The following is a 13299-nucleotide window of genomic DNA, read 5'->3' as shown; positions in this document are numbered from 1 at the left end:
TGCTCGGAGCTGCCCATGCCAGGAATCCCTAGCCATCTCCTCATCGCCGACCTGGCGACCGAATCGCTGGCCGATGCCGGTCAACAGCAGTTGCGCCGGATCATCGTCGACCACCCCGAGGTCTACCATCTCGGCGCGATCGGCCCCGACCTGTGCTTCTTCGCCCCTGACTTCGGGGATGCGTCCCTGGAGCTGGTCCGCATCGTGGCTACCCTCTACGACGAGATCGTCGGACCGATCGTCGATCTGTACGAGAAGTACGTCCGGCCGATCGTCGACCTGGTGGAGAGCATCGAAGAAGGTGTGGAGCAGGTTCTGGACGAGGCCACATGTGGCCTCGTCGGGCAACTCGATGCCGAGAGAGAGCAGGTCAGCGCTCGGGTCAAAGCCATCGCGCAGCAGGGACTGGGAGCGATGCTCGTCAAGGCGGTCAATGTCTTCGACCTCATGACTCCGCCCATTCAAGAGGGCGACCGGGTCGAGAACTGGTTCTGGTTCGACACGCTTCACAACCGCCGCACCGCAGCGATGCTGCAGGAGATGTGGTCGCGGGCCGAGTCCGATGCGCAGCGCGCCTACGTACTCGGCTACGCCTCTCACTACGCTGGCGACTTCTTCGGCCACCAGTTCGTCAACACGGTCGTGGGCAGCCCGGCTCGCGCACGTCTCCAGCGTCACCATTTCGCCGAAAACATGATCGACACTCACCTGTACGACCAGCTCCTGGGCGAGGAAGTTTCCGGTGCCAAGGTCCATCTGCGCCTCCCTCACGGGCAGGACGTCGAGGACGAACCGTCGCTGCTCGCCCTCATCGACCGGGTAAACGACATTCCGGACGACATGCGCGAGATCTTCGAGCTGATCGCCGACTCTAAGCGTGCAGCCTTCGCCGCGCCGATCCCGCACCCCCGGCGGATAAGCAGCGAGTTCTTGGCTGAGCAGGAGCTCAACACCGCCTTCTGGCTGTTGCTGGCTTCCATGCGCGCCTCCACGTCGACGTTCATCCCTCCGCCCGAGCCGCCGTCGGCGACGGAGTCGTTTGAGGAGGCCTTGGACGCGATCCAGGAGTTCTTGGACACACTCTCGAACCCACCACAGCCGCCGGGAGGCGTCCCAGACGTCTGCATCGCCTTGTTTGACGACAACTGCGACTTCTCCCTCGACGCACTGGAGGACTGGGCGGAGGCGATGGCCGACGCATTGGGGTACGGCCTTGACCTCCTCGAGTGGGGCACCAAGCTGATAGCCGATGCCTGGGAGGCGGCTGCGTGCACGCTGACCGCTCCGATCAAGACCGGCGTCCGCGCCGGCTACTACTTGGTCCACCTGGCGCTGCACGACATCCTCGAGCGGGCCCGCGAGATCATGGTCCAGGCCGCCATCAGCTACCCGACCCGTCAGTGGGTGGCCTCGAGCCCCCTCGCCGCGTCGTTCCTCACCGTCGCCCCCCACCACGTCGAAGAATCCAGGGCCGGACGCTATCCGCGCCGGGCGGCGAGCAGCAACGCGGGGTTCCAGTCGTATCCAGCGACCGAGGTTGAGCTGCCGGCGACGTGGTCCTCGTCGTACGGCTTCGGCACCCCCGTCGACGCCATGGTGAGCGGCACCCCGCTCAACGAGGCGCTTCTGCAGGAGTTCGGGGCGCTGGAGCGCCCCGAGCAGAGCATCGACCTCGCGGCCCAGTCGCACGCCGAGCCGTTGGGGTCTGCAGTGCCGTTCACGACATGGGTCCAGCTTCGCCTCTTCGACGGCACGACGGGGCTACCCGACCTTGGCCTGGACGCCGACCGCGGCTACGGGCATCGGAACTGGGAGATGGAGGAGGGTCACGAGACATCGGTCATGCACAACTCGGACGACCCGGTCGTTTACCGGTGGTCCGAGTAACCGCTGGACGCGCTGACTGACAGGCCAGCGCCCTGCCGCGCGCACGAGCCGCTACTTCGCGCTGGCATCTGGGCTAGCTCAACCGCCCGCCCTACGACCTGGTCCGGCTCGTGCTGGCGTGTCCCTCCGCGTTGATAGCCCGGTGACGGGCGAGGCAGGAGGCGAGGATGATGACGCCTCGGACGACCTGCCAGATATCGAGCCGAGGAGAATTCGTGATGGGGAATGACGCTCAAACCGCCCAACCTGGGGAAAACTTGATCGTCGACACCCGTCGGTTTCCCGTTGTGACACCTGGAAGGAGGAGGCCACGTCACGCAGAGCATTAGCGCTCCTCGCCAGGCACGATATGGCGATAGAAGTGGGACTCCTGGAGCGACATCCGCATGATGTGAGACATCTCCGCCCCCTGCTGCGTCAAGTTCCTCGCGAGCCTATCGAGATCTTGCTCCTCAGCGGATCCGTCTGCAATCGCCGTCAAAGACATGTAGATCTGGTTCACCGCCTCACCAACGGCAGCCACAGCCTGGCCGACCTGGTGCGGACTCACGAGCAGGAGGTCGTGAATCGACTCGATCATCTCGGTGCAGGCGTCGAGGGCGGTGACATGCGCATCTGTAATTCCGTCGCCGTCCGCGGCATCGTCCCCCTCCACGCTGAGAACCATGAACTCGACAGTGCACACAGACACCTTCCGCAGCTGGCGTATCGCCTCTCCGTACGCCTGTCGACGCTCTTGCCGCAGCCACTGCTCTTGTCCATGCTTTGCCTGTTGCCGTGCTTGTTCCATCGCTGCTGCCGCCGTGCGCTCAGCACCTTCGCGAGCACCTCTGATTGCTGCGCGACCGCCAGCAACCGCCCCGCCGAGAGCACCCACCAGGCCAACGGCCGCCGCTACAACCCCCGCCAACCCCTGATCCACAGCCCCCCTTGTGCGCCTCTTTCGAGTAGGTCCCCTCTGAGGCTCAGCGTCCGCATTCTCCTGACACTGACGCCCCTTCAGTGTCTGCAGTTCCGAGACACTGAGCCCGTCTCAGTGTCCGCACAGCCGAGACTGCGCCTGCCGAAAACTCCATCCGTGCAGTTCAGGCGGCATGTTGGTACTCGTGGAGGACTCCACCGAGGCACCGAGGCGGTCTCTCCGGCGCACTTTCAGTTGGGTGATGTGTGCGTGGGTGAGTGGTTCGGGTAATACGCGCAGGGGTGCTGCCTGGTCTTTCGCTTGGTGGGGCCGGTGGGTGTTGTAGTGCAGTTCGAATTGGTGGAGCGTGTGGCGTAGATGGCGCTCGTTCCAGATGAGGGTGCGGTCCAGGAGTTCGTGGCGGCAGGTCTGGACCCAGCGTTCCATGATGGCGTTCATGCGCGGTATCCGGACGCCGGTGCGCACGACTTGGATGCCAGCGTTGCACAGGGTTTCATCGAAGAGGGCGGGGTACTTCGCGTTCCGGTCCCGGACCAAGTACGCGTGGGTGGCTTGGGCGTCAGTGAGGTCCATGGCCAGATTGCGGGCGGCTTGACTGATCCAGGTCGCGGTGGGGTGGGTTGTGGTGCCGAGGATCCGGATGCGACGGGTGGCGTGTTCGATGACGGCGAGGATGTACTGACGCTGACCGGTCAAAGTCACCGTCTCGATGAAGTCGCAGGCCAGGAGAGCGTCGGCCTGCGAGCGTAGGAAATCGGCCCAGGTGGTGGCGGCCCGGTCGGGCGCCGGATCTATGCCCTCGGGGGCGAGGATCTCCCAGACGGTGGAGGCGGCGACCTTGATGCTCAGGGCTGCGAGTTCACCGTGGATCCGGCGATACCCCCACGAGCTGTTCTCCCGGGCCAGGGGCAGGATCAGGGCGCGGATCGAGCGGACGGTGGGGTGGGCGGCCGCGTCGCTTCGGTGCGCAAGTTGCGGCATGGCGTTGCTTGAGCAGGTCACGGTGCCAGCGCAGGATCGTCTCTGGTTGTACCAATAACAGGCGGTGCCACACCTTCTTCACCGGCAGGTGGTGGAGAAGGCCGGCGAGGATGCTGCGGTCGATGTCGGTAAATGTGGGCTTGCCGACCTGGCCTTGCAGGACCAGTAGCTGGTGCCGCAGCGTCAGTATCTCCACGTCCTTCTCTCGGTTGCCCATCGGCAACAGACTTAGCAGGGCAAGGGCGTTGGACATGGCGAGATAAGTCAGGCGCAGCAGCACGACAGGTCATGATGCCGTCACCGGGCAAGGTGAAGGGACAGGGGGGGGAGCGACGGGCACGGCCGACAGCAATGATGAGGTCGTGACCTGGCCGGACGAATTATCGGCACCTGCACAGTCCGGCCGACTCCGTGCCTTCCTCAGAGGGGCTCCGGAAGCGGGCCGAGGAGTCTCATGACGCAGCGTGTGGGTGCCCGAAACTGGGCCGCCCTATGCGACCTGGTCGTATTCGTGGATCACGCCGCCGAGTAGATCTCGACGGATGACCTTGCCGTCCGGGTCGACCAGGTCGACCGGGTCGGGCAGCGGCCGCAGCGGTGCTGCTCCGCAGAGGGCGCGGTGTGGGCGGCGGGCGTTGAAGTGCGTTTCGTATGCGGCCAGTACGTTGCGCAGGTGCCGTTCGTTGACGATCAGTGTGCGGTCGAGGAGTTCGCGGCGGCATCCGCCGATCCAGCGTTCGATGTATGCGTTTGCCCGCGGGGCTCGCACGGGAGTGAGCAGTACCTGGATGGTCTCGGATGCGAAGACAGCGTCGAAGGCGTCAGCGAACTTCGCGTCTCTGTCCCGGATCAAAAACCTCACTCGGTCAAGGCGATCGTCCAGTGCCATGGCAAGCTCGCGCGCCTGCTGGACTGCCCAACTGCCGGTCGGATGGGCGGTGACGCTGTCCCGCTCGAAAATACGATTCGCTGCTGGGCCTGCACGTTTGCTGATCCTGGTGAAGCGGGATCGACTGCTCTAGGACGATCTGCGGATGTCGATGTCGGTTGTCACCGCGCTGGTCCGGAATCTGATCACGGTGCCTGCTGCGGTGCTGCGGTGCTGCGCAGCCGCATGGTCAAGGACGCGGAAGTGCTGGCACTGCGCCACGAGAACGCGGTGCTGCGCCGTCAGATCGTCCGGGTCCGCTACGAGCCCGCCGACCGGATCTGGCGGGCGGTCCTGTCCGGGCTGGTCCCGCGGGAGCGCTGGCGCCAGGTCTTCGCGGTCACCCCGACCACGTTGCTGTCCTGGCACCGCCAACTCGTCGCCCGGAAGTGGACGTTCACCTCTCGTCGCCGTCCCGGCCGACCCCGCACGGCGCCCACCATCAGGCAATTGACCTGGCGGTTGGCCCGAAAGAACAGCTGCTGGGGCCACCGCCGGATCCAGGGGGGCGGCCTCGCGCGCCTGGGCTACCCGATCGCCCCGTCCACGCTCTGGCATCTTCTGCAGGACGCCGGCATTGACCCGGCCCCGCAGCGCTCCGGCCCGACCTGGTGCCAGTTCCTGAAGGCCCAGGCCCACGGCATCCTCGCCGCTGACTTCCTGCACCTCGACACCGTCTCGCTCCAGCGCCTGTACGCCTTGGTCTTCATCGAGCACGGCACCCGCCGCGTCCACCTCGCCGGCGTCACCGCCCACCCCACCGCCCAGTGGACCGCCCAGCAGGCCAGGAACCGCACCATGACGCTGGGGTGCCGCATGGACTCGCTGCGCTTCCTGCTTCGGGATCGGGATCGGGATACGAAGTACACACGCACCTTCGACGCCGTCTTCAAGGCCGACGACGTGGAGATCCTGCTCGGTCCGCCCCGGGCACCGAGGGCCAACGCGATCTGCGAGAGTCGTGGGTACCCTCCGCCGCGAGGTACTCGACCGGATCCTGATCTACAACGAGGCCCATGCCGTGGCAGTAATGACCCAGTACATCCGGCACTACAACCGGCACCGCCCCCACCAATCCCGGCAGCAACTGCCCCTGGACAGGCCCGAATCACCCGCCCCGGCCACCGTGACCGGCCTCCAGGCCCACGGGATCCGGCGACGGTCCGTGCTGGGGGGGGGCTTGATCAACGAGTACCACCACTCCGCCTGATGGAACGGCATCGCCGCAGCGTGCACCATTGAACCGCACTTTCGAGCGGCACAGGCACCACCGAACCCCGCTTCGGCGTCCCCCGGGACACATCCGGGCCGGTCACTGCCTCCTGCGATCCCTGATCCTCCGGCCGGGACAGCACCTGGCTCACCATCTCCCGCGCACACAGCAGCCGTCCCACCTTCAACTCGGCATCCTCGAGCTGGGAGCGCAGGCGTTCGGCCCGTTCCCGCGCTGACGCTTCCTTGGCCTCCAACAACCCCAGCACCGACACCACCGGCCCCCCCGAACGAGAAGAACCACGGACGAGGCATGTCTTCCTGACCCGGCGGAAAGCCACTCCCACCAGTAGAAACTCAGCGGTCAAGTTCGGAACGACAACAGGCACTAAGCTTGTCGTTTATGGTCCGGCGTCGAACGCGGCTCGAACTTGGTCGGCGTTTTCGCAGTTCAACGGACGTGAAGTCGGCCTCCGTCTGATCCTGTGCTCCGTCACAGAGTGGATCAGCGCGAAGGCCGTGGTCGTGAGTTTGGTGCATCAGGGCGTCCTGCGGGATGCGTTCGCGGAAGTGTCGCACTTCCGGTCGGAGCTGTACGCGTGCATGACCGCGCGGGGCGACGCGTTGTTCGAGTTGTGCGACGCGCTGCTGTGCACGGACGGGCCGGTGCGGACGCTGGTTGATCTCGCCCTCGCGCCGGAACACCGCCGTGGGCACGGGGCTCTGTACGGCGGGCTCAATGAGGGCCGGATCGACGTCGCTCGGCTGCGTCGGGCGCTGGTCGCGGTGCCGTTGCCGAGGGCGGCGAATGGTCGGCTCGTGTTGGCGGTGGATGTCTCGCCGTGGCTGCGACCGGACGCCAACACGTGTGCTGACCGGGCCTTTTGCCACAGGTGCGGCCGGGGTGAGGGCAAGCATCAGATGGTGCCGGGCTGGCCGTACTCGGTGGTGGCCGCGCTGGAGACCGGCCGCACGTCCTGGACGGCAGTGTTGGATGCTCTCCGTCTGGAACCCGGCGCCGACGTCGCCGCGGTGACCACGGTGCAGATCCGCGAGGTCGTCGAACGGCTGGTCGCCGCCGGCCAGTGGCGGCCGGGTGACCCCGAGGTCCTGGTCGTGCTGGACGCCGGATACGACGCCCCGCGCATCGCCTATCTGCTGGATGACCTGCCCGTGGAAATCCTCGGCCGACTCCGCTCAGACCGGGTGATGCGTCGTCCTACACCCTCCCGCAAGGAGTTCAGCCTGGCCAACCCCAAAGGCGGCCGACCACCCAAGCACGGCGGCGAGTTCGTCTTCGGCGACCCCGCAACCTGGGGCACCGAGCAGGCCCTGACGGCCACGGACACCCGCCTCTACGGGAAGGCGACCGCGCGGGCGTGGGACCGGCTGCACCCACGGCTGACCCGCCGGGCTGCATGGCTCGACCACGACGGGCCGCTGCCCATCATCGAGGGCACCGTCATCTGCCTGGTGGTGGAAAAGCTGCCCAGCGGCGGGGTCAACAAGCCGGTCTGGCTGTGGTGGTCGCGCACCGGAGTCACCGAAGCGGACGTCGACCGCTGCTGGCAGTCCTTCCTGCGCCGCTTCGACATCGAGCACACCTTTCGCCTGTTCAAGCAGACCCTTGGGTGGACCAAGCCCCGGCTTCGCAGCTCCGAGGCGGCCGACAGGTGGACGTGGCTGGTGATCGCCGCCTATGCCCAGCTCCGGCTCGCCCGCCCCCTGGCCACCGACCTCCGCAGGCCCTGGGAGAAGCCGACCGAGCCGAACAAACTGACACCCGCCCGCGTCCGCAGAGGGTTCAGGCACCTGTGCACGAAGGCCGGCTCACCGGCCGGTGCACCGAAACCATCCCGTCCCGGGCCCGGCCGGCCACCGGGTTCGAAGAACCGACACTCCGCCACCCGTCACGACGTGGGCAGAGTCCTCGCCACCGGCGAGGCATACAGCCGCCCCGCCCACCACAAGGCCGGCACCAAACCCCGTCGTGGGAGCGCCACTGACACCATTGACCGAGCCCCGTAGCCTGCTCTGGCGCAGAGCGGCGTGCTCTTCGGCGGGAGACTGGAGACCCTGATGACAGGTGGCGGCAGGTCGAGTACGGATATCGGTGGCGGCCACATCGGGCTGGTCGTCACGAACATTGCCCTGGTCGTCATTGCCAGTTTCTCGGGCCCGCGCTGGACTTTGATCGTCGCGGGGTGCTTTGCCGCCTGGTTCGTCCTCGCGCTGACCATCATCCGCATCAGGGGTGGACGGGGCGGAGAAGCCGTTCGACGGGCTTACGTCGCCACTTTCGGCTGGGGCGACTACGTCACCCCCTGATGGGGTTAAACGACAAGCTAAGCGTCGGGCCAGATCGTTGTGTCGTCAGTGCGGGCATCGGTCAAAACGGCTTCGTCCAGGCGAGCATCCGACATATTGGCTCCCCGCAGGTCAGCGCCTCGCAAGTTCGCCCTCTGCAGGTCGGCGCCCTGGAGATGAGCGCGGCGCAGATCAGCATGCGCCATCCGTGCTTCCTGAAGGTTTGCCCGCCGCAGATCCGCGTTCAGCAACTGGCTGCATTCCAGGCTGATCCCGGGCATCCATGCCCGCGCCAGATTCGAATGCCGCAAGTTGGCTCCATCCAGCCGCATTTCGGCCAGCGCTGCGCTGCGCAAATCCACGTGTGCCAGGAAAAGCGGTCGCTCCTGTGGGTACACGGGGCGTCGGCCCAGTACACGCAAGGCGGCCCACACATCAGGTGCGCGATTGTCCAACCAGGGCATCCGGTCATCCACGGTAGGTGTTGGGTGGGGCGGCCCGTCCGGGGTACCGCCATTCCAGGGCGCATGCCCGCGGACGAAGGCGCAAAGAAGGAAGGTGAGTGTCTGCCGGTCGGACGGGGAATTCTTCGCCACACGCTCCAAGGCGTATATGCCTCCCAGCCGGACATCAAGCGTATCGCTGCCCAAGTGATCGATCGCCCGTGTGAACCGATCCGTCATCTGACCGTCGCGGGCGAGGCGGAGCTGCTGCCAGCCGGCGGCGGCGCCTGCTACCACTACCAGCCCAGCCAGACCTTGCAGCAGTTGGCTGCGGAACTCGTTCTGCACGCGGGACTGGGCCTGCTGCAGCTCGATCTGCTTCTCCCGACCCATCGCGTTCTCAAGATCGCGAGACGGGAGCGGTGGATAGACCAGGTAGGGGAGCCACACGACCGCAGCGAGCATCAGCAGCATGGCCGCCCCACCCGCCATCCCGGACAAAATGAGCCGCAACCGCATCAACCCGATGTTTCCCCCTGCCGACACGGCAGAACGTGCCGCCTGTCTCATGCTCACAGGCTGCGGAGTTCGGCACACTAGAAGCAGCGAAAATATACGCCGCCATCTGCTGAACCAGCGACTTTTCCGACTAGAGAAGCTTCGCCGGACTCGCCGACTCCAGACCCGCCGTTCCGCCCTCGCGCCAGGCCCGGCGCCAGCGCTCCACCGACCTCTCACTCACCAGCAGAACCCTGGCGATCACCGATGCCTTCTCACCCTGGCCGAACCGCTCCCCGGCCTCCAGCCGAATCCCCTCACCGACAGCCAGCCGCTCAGGCGTCAGACCCCCGCCTTGCGCATACCCCTGCTTACGGCATTGCGCTTGCCGGAAACTCCATCCGTGCAGTTCAAGCGGCATGTTGGTACTCGTGGAGGACTCCGCCGAGGCGGTCTCTCCGGCGCGCTTTCAGTTGGGTGATCTGTGTGTGGGGGAGTGGTTCGGGGACGGCGCGCAGGGGTGCTGTCTGGTTAGTCGCTTGGTGGGGCTGGTGGGGGTTGTAGTGCAGTTCGAACTGGTGGAGCGCGTGGTGTAGATGGCGCTCGTTCCAGATGAGGGTGCGGTCCAGTAGTTCGTGGCGGCAGGTCTGGACCCAGCGTTCCATGATGGCGTTCATGCGCGGTATTCGTATGCCGGTGCGTACGACTTGGATTCCGGCGTTGGTCAGGATGTCGTCGAAGAGGGCGGGGTATTTCGCGTCCCGGTCCCGGATCAGGTACACGAAGGTGGTGTTGGCGTCCGTGAGATCCATGGCCAGGTTGCGGGCGGCTTGACTGACCCAGGCCGCGGTGGGGTGGGCTGTGGTGCCGAGGATCCGGATGCGGCGGGTGGCGTGCTCGATGGCCGCGAGGATGTACTGACGCTGGCCGGTCAAAGTCACTGTCTCGATGAAGTCGCAGGCCAGGAGAGCGTCTGCCTGCGAGCGCAGGAAATCGGCCCAAGTGGTGGCGGCCCGGTCGGGCGCGGGGTCGATGCCCTGGGAGGTGAGGATCTCCCAGACGGTGGAGGCGGCGACCTTGATGCCGAGGGTGGCGAGTTCGCCGTGCACCCTGCGGTAACCCCACGTCGGGTTCTCACGGACCAGGCGCAGGACCAGTCTGCGGATCGAGGGGACCGTGGGTGGTCGACCGGGCTTCTTGGGCCGGCAGGTGTGGGCGTGACGCCGCTTGATCAGGTCGCGGTGCCAGCGCAGCACCGTGTCAGGCCGGACCAGTAACCGGAGTCGGCGCAGGGTCTGGCGGGGCAGGGGGATCAGCAGAGCGGCGAGGATCGCCCGGTCTGCGGGAGTGAACTTGATGCGGTTCGTGCCGAGTTGTCGCTCCAGGGCGGTGATCTGGTGGCGTAGGGCGAGGATCTCCGCGTCCTTGTCCCGATCGCTCATCGGTAGCAATCGCAGTGCGGAGAACAGGTTGGTGACGGTCAGGTAGGCGAGGCGAAGCAACACGAAATTATCTTGCCGCACCGTCGATGAGGCCCCTGATCTGCATGGATGACGTTTTCGGCAGGCGCAATGCCCCGCGTGCGCCCGCCCCTGCCTGAACTACGACCGGAGCGCCCCCGATGACCCCCACCGGCTCCGTGCGGACCGCCGCCATGACCGCTGGCCGCCAGGCCGACTCCGAGCGCCGGCGCCAGCGCGTACTGGAAGCCCTCCAACAAGCCCGGCAGCGTGGCGAAGAGATCACCGCCTCGGCTCTCGCCCGTCAGGCGCGGGTTGACCGGACCTTCCTCTACCGTCACCGCGACCTCCTGGAAGCCGTCCACGCCGCACAACAGGCACCGGCCACGACCTCCGGAACCGGCCCCAGGGTCTCTCCGGCCTCCTTGCGCGCCGACCTCATCAACGCCCAGGACCGGGCAGCCCGGCTGAACAGACGCGTGAATCAACTGGAGAAGAAGCTCTCCGAGGCACTCGGCCAGCAGGTCTGGCGCGCCGCCGACGAGGAGGCCCACGACGACGTTGGCACGCTCCAGCGGCACGTCGCCGCTCTTCAGCAAGAGTGTGCCGACATCCACCTCCGCCTGGACGAGCGAGATGAGGAACTCCAGGTCGCCCGCACCACCAACCGCGAGCTCATGGCGCAGTTGAACAGGGCCTCGGGCTCGTCAACACCGCCGAGCGCTGGCTAGGACGGCTTCTTTTGGGCACCGTCGTAGCCACGGTGCCCCGAAGCCCGGTGGCGGTGGCAACACCCCCAGGTCATCACCTCGACAGGGGGCACACAGCCATTCCAGGCCCGGGGGCCAGGCGCCCCGTTGCGGGGCCACAAGAAAGGTAACTCGGGGGCGGATCATGAACAGAAGAGCCCCGCGCCGATCCCCGAGCCGTCGCGGGGCCTGCACGGTGACCCGGGCGGCACGGCCGCCCTCGCCCGGCGCGGCGCCCCCGGCCGGTGCCGGGGCCGGGGCTTCTCCAGGGCACCACCTCGTCGAAGAACTTGGCGTCGACGGGCAGTGGGCCGTAGGTACCGGGTGCGTCGAGCAGGATCCAGGGGGACGGGTCAGGGCCGGGCCGGTCGAGGGTGCGGGGGTTTTGCCGGATGAGCGGAGCGGCAACCGGCCTGCACCGTACGGATGTTGGGTCGAGACCGTCACGGCAATGTCGTCGTCTCAGTCAGATGAGTGGGGAAGTGCCAGCGCGACCTCCTACCGTCCGCAGCGTGACACCCGATCAAGTCGCCGGTTCTGGCGAGTCAAGGGCGCTCGTTGTCTCAACGATCCCGCCTGCGCCCCTGACATGGGCCGTCCACCGCAGCCTGAAAAAGACAGCGGGCTTGGGGAACGCTCGTCGCCGTCCGCCCCTTGTAGAGGTGTGACGCATCAACCCGTCGGCCAGACACAGTCTGGGCCCGGGACACGCCGCCGAGGCATCTGTCGGCTGCTGGGGGGAAGGACCGTTCTGTGAGTGAAGCGGACGAACAGGAGACGCCCGCGGGCGAGTCCCGGAGCCAAGACCAGGACTACGGCCGCGAGCATGACGATCAGGTGCCAGGCGACGTCTACCGCGATATGGCTGTGCTCAGCATGCCGTTCCGGTCGGCCCGTATCCCGCCAGGCGTGCCCACCGGCCCGCTCGACGAGGACGGGATCATCGACCGGCCGCGCAGCGTTCCCGAGTGGTCCACGGCCGTTCCGACGTCGTCGGCCCCGGCCGCCACTCCGGCCACCGACTTCGACACATTCGTTCGGGAGAACTTTGAACGGATCAAACGGGCGGTCGGGGTGCTGTGCCGGGACGATCCCAGCCAGGCCGAGGACATCACCCAAGGCGCCATGATCGCGGCCTGCAAGCACTGGCCGCGGATCTCCACAATGGAGAGCCCCCTGGCCTACGTCACCAAGATCGCCTGGCGTCTCGGGCTGGCCTGGCTAAGGGCAAAGGAACGAGAACGGCAAGCGTGCACTGCTCTGGCCGCCGTAGCGCAGCCCCACCACGGGTCTGCAGAGTCGGTGATCGCTCGGGTCGACCTTGAACGGGCGTTCCTGCGGCTAAGCCGAGAGCGTCAGGAACTGCTGGGACTGTCAATGTCAGGTCTGAGTCCGAACGAGATTGCTGCGAACCTCGGCATCCCGGCGGGCACTGTCCGCACCCGCTTACTTCGTGCGCGAAGGGCGCTGACAACACTACTGGAAGAGACGGAACACGCAGAAGAAACGAAAGAGCCAATATCAGAGGAACCCAGGGAGGGCCAGGCATGAAGCACACTGAAGAACCCACGGCCCTGCCCGCTGCGCCGACCGATGACCCGACTGCGCGTCTGGCGCGGATCAAGGCGGAGGCCGCTCGACGGCGAACGCCCTCGGACCCGTCCCAGGCTGCAGAGGAGGACATGCTCAAGGAAGCCGCGCTCGGGGTGGCGGCCCGCCGGGCCGACCGGCACGACTTCGTCGGCGCCCTGACATGGGAGGCTATCGCCGATGAGTTGGGACGGCCTGAGGACACCGCCCTGCGGCGGGACGCTGTCCAGAAGGAGGACTTCACCGGCGAGACCGGGATTCCCACATCGGAGCGGACGGGCCGCGATTGATGGGGTTGCCCAGAAGGCACATCGGCCGCACG

General features: G+C 66.7%; 12 protein-coding genes and 1 pseudogene. 7 read left to right on the top strand and 6 right to left on the bottom strand.

Annotated features, from left to right (window positions below; translation table 11 throughout):
• The first annotated feature begins 15 nt into the window (after positions 1 to 15).
• Entirely contained in the window at positions 16 to 1887 is a 1872-nt protein-coding gene (locus tag AB0N81_RS37180; protein WP_365366456.1) for a zinc dependent phospholipase C family protein, read from the top strand.
• A gap of 325 nt (positions 1888 to 2212) precedes the next feature.
• On the opposite strand, the gene AB0N81_RS37175 is transcribed toward AB0N81_RS37180, so the two are convergent.
• The 3 genes and pseudogenes from AB0N81_RS37175 to AB0N81_RS37165 all read right to left on the bottom strand — a co-directional run bounded on the left by AB0N81_RS37175 (position 2213) and on the right by AB0N81_RS37165 (position 4679).
• Positions 2213 to 2554 (bottom strand): hypothetical protein, encoded by a 342-nt coding sequence (locus AB0N81_RS37175; RefSeq protein WP_365366454.1) that lies wholly within the window; start codon positions 2552 to 2554, stop codon positions 2213 to 2215.
• Between the two features lie 418 nt (positions 2555 to 2972).
• Positions 2973 to 4070 (bottom strand): annotated as a pseudogene (locus tag AB0N81_RS37170) (integrase core domain-containing protein).
• A gap of 210 nt (positions 4071 to 4280) precedes the next feature.
• Positions 4281 to 4679 carry an integrase core domain-containing protein gene (locus tag AB0N81_RS37165; RefSeq protein WP_365366452.1) on the bottom strand — a complete coding sequence of 133 codons (399 nt, stop codon included), beginning with the start codon at positions 4677 to 4679 and terminating at the stop codon, positions 4281 to 4283.
• Between the two features lie 1000 nt (positions 4680 to 5679).
• Between AB0N81_RS37165 and AB0N81_RS37160 the strand changes: the two genes are divergently transcribed.
• From AB0N81_RS37160 to AB0N81_RS37150, 3 genes are all read left to right on the top strand, one after another.
• Complete coding sequence (locus AB0N81_RS37160; protein WP_365366449.1) at positions 5680 to 5928, top strand: integrase core domain-containing protein; 249 nt, start codon at positions 5680 to 5682, stop codon at positions 5926 to 5928.
• A gap of 527 nt (positions 5929 to 6455) precedes the next feature.
• Positions 6456 to 7958: an NF041680 family putative transposase gene (locus AB0N81_RS37155; protein ID WP_365366505.1), complete on the top strand. Its 1503-nt coding sequence runs from the start codon at positions 6456 to 6458 to the stop codon at positions 7956 to 7958.
• Positions 7959 to 8009: 51 nt separating this feature from the next.
• Positions 8010 to 8258 (top strand): hypothetical protein, encoded by a 249-nt coding sequence (locus tag AB0N81_RS37150; protein ID WP_365366447.1) that lies wholly within the window; start codon positions 8010 to 8012, stop codon positions 8256 to 8258.
• A 17-nt stretch (positions 8259 to 8275) separates the two neighbouring features.
• Here the strand turns inward: AB0N81_RS37150 and AB0N81_RS37145 are convergent, their stop codons facing one another.
• The 3 genes from AB0N81_RS37145 to AB0N81_RS37135 form a co-directional block, all read right to left on the bottom strand.
• Complete coding sequence (locus tag AB0N81_RS37145; RefSeq protein WP_365366445.1) at positions 8276 to 9250, bottom strand: pentapeptide repeat-containing protein; 975 nt, start codon at positions 9248 to 9250, stop codon at positions 8276 to 8278.
• Between the two features lie 79 nt (positions 9251 to 9329).
• Positions 9330 to 9599, bottom strand: a complete 270-nt coding sequence (locus AB0N81_RS37140; protein WP_365366443.1) for a helix-turn-helix domain-containing protein — start codon at positions 9597 to 9599, stop codon at positions 9330 to 9332.
• The gene (locus AB0N81_RS37135; RefSeq protein ID WP_365366442.1) at positions 9589 to 10683 is read right to left on the bottom strand and encodes an integrase core domain-containing protein; all 1095 of its coding nucleotides are present in this window, start codon (positions 10681 to 10683) and stop codon (positions 9589 to 9591) included. Before AB0N81_RS37135 ends, AB0N81_RS37140 begins: the two co-directional genes overlap by 11 nt.
• Before the next feature lie 116 nt (positions 10684 to 10799).
• On the opposite strand from AB0N81_RS37135, the gene AB0N81_RS37130 reads away from it, so the two are divergent.
• The 3 genes from AB0N81_RS37130 (at position 10800) to AB0N81_RS37120 (ending at position 13267) form a co-directional block, all read left to right on the top strand.
• Positions 10800 to 11369, top strand: coding sequence for a DUF6262 family protein (locus tag AB0N81_RS37130; RefSeq protein WP_365366440.1), 570 nt, complete (start codon positions 10800 to 10802; stop codon positions 11367 to 11369).
• A 771-nt stretch (positions 11370 to 12140) separates the two neighbouring features.
• Complete coding sequence (locus tag AB0N81_RS37125) at positions 12141 to 12938, top strand: sigma-70 family RNA polymerase sigma factor (protein WP_365366438.1); 798 nt, start codon at positions 12141 to 12143, stop codon at positions 12936 to 12938.
• The gene (locus AB0N81_RS37120) at positions 12935 to 13267 is read left to right on the top strand and encodes a hypothetical protein (RefSeq protein ID WP_365366436.1); all 333 of its coding nucleotides are present in this window, start codon (positions 12935 to 12937) and stop codon (positions 13265 to 13267) included. Before AB0N81_RS37125 ends, AB0N81_RS37120 begins: the two co-directional genes overlap by 4 nt.
• The last annotated feature ends 32 nt before the right edge of the window (positions 13268 to 13299 follow it).

It is taken from the genome of Streptomyces sp. NPDC093510 (genome assembly GCF_040683555.1).
Classification (GTDB): Bacteria; Actinomycetota; Actinomycetes; order Streptomycetales; family Streptomycetaceae; genus Streptomyces.
This window is presented reverse-complemented; position numbering and strand designations above follow the sequence as displayed.

Excerpts from the sequence above, each read along its gene's own strand:
- AB0N81_RS37130 (WP_365366440.1), top strand. The coding sequence starts at position 10,800 with ATGACCCCCACCGGCTCCGTGCGGACCGCCGCCATGACCGCTGGCCGC.
- AB0N81_RS37120 (WP_365366436.1), top strand. The coding sequence starts at position 12,935 with ATGAAGCACACTGAAGAACCCACGGCCCTGCCCGCTGCGCCGACCGAT.
- AB0N81_RS37180 (WP_365366456.1), top strand. The coding sequence starts at position 16 with ATGCCAGGAATCCCTAGCCATCTCCTCATCGCCGACCTGGCGACCGAA.
- AB0N81_RS37140 (WP_365366443.1), bottom strand. The coding sequence starts at position 9,599 with ATGCCGCTTGAACTGCACGGATGGAGTTTCCGGCAAGCGCAATGCCGT.
- AB0N81_RS37165 (WP_365366452.1), bottom strand. The coding sequence starts at position 4,679 with ATGGCACTGGACGATCGCCTTGACCGAGTGAGGTTTTTGATCCGGGAC.
- AB0N81_RS37150 (WP_365366447.1), top strand. The coding sequence starts at position 8,010 with ATGACAGGTGGCGGCAGGTCGAGTACGGATATCGGTGGCGGCCACATC.
- AB0N81_RS37145 (WP_365366445.1), bottom strand. The coding sequence starts at position 9,250 with ATGAGACAGGCGGCACGTTCTGCCGTGTCGGCAGGGGGAAACATCGGG.
- AB0N81_RS37175 (WP_365366454.1), bottom strand. The coding sequence starts at position 2,554 with ATGGTTCTCAGCGTGGAGGGGGACGATGCCGCGGACGGCGACGGAATT.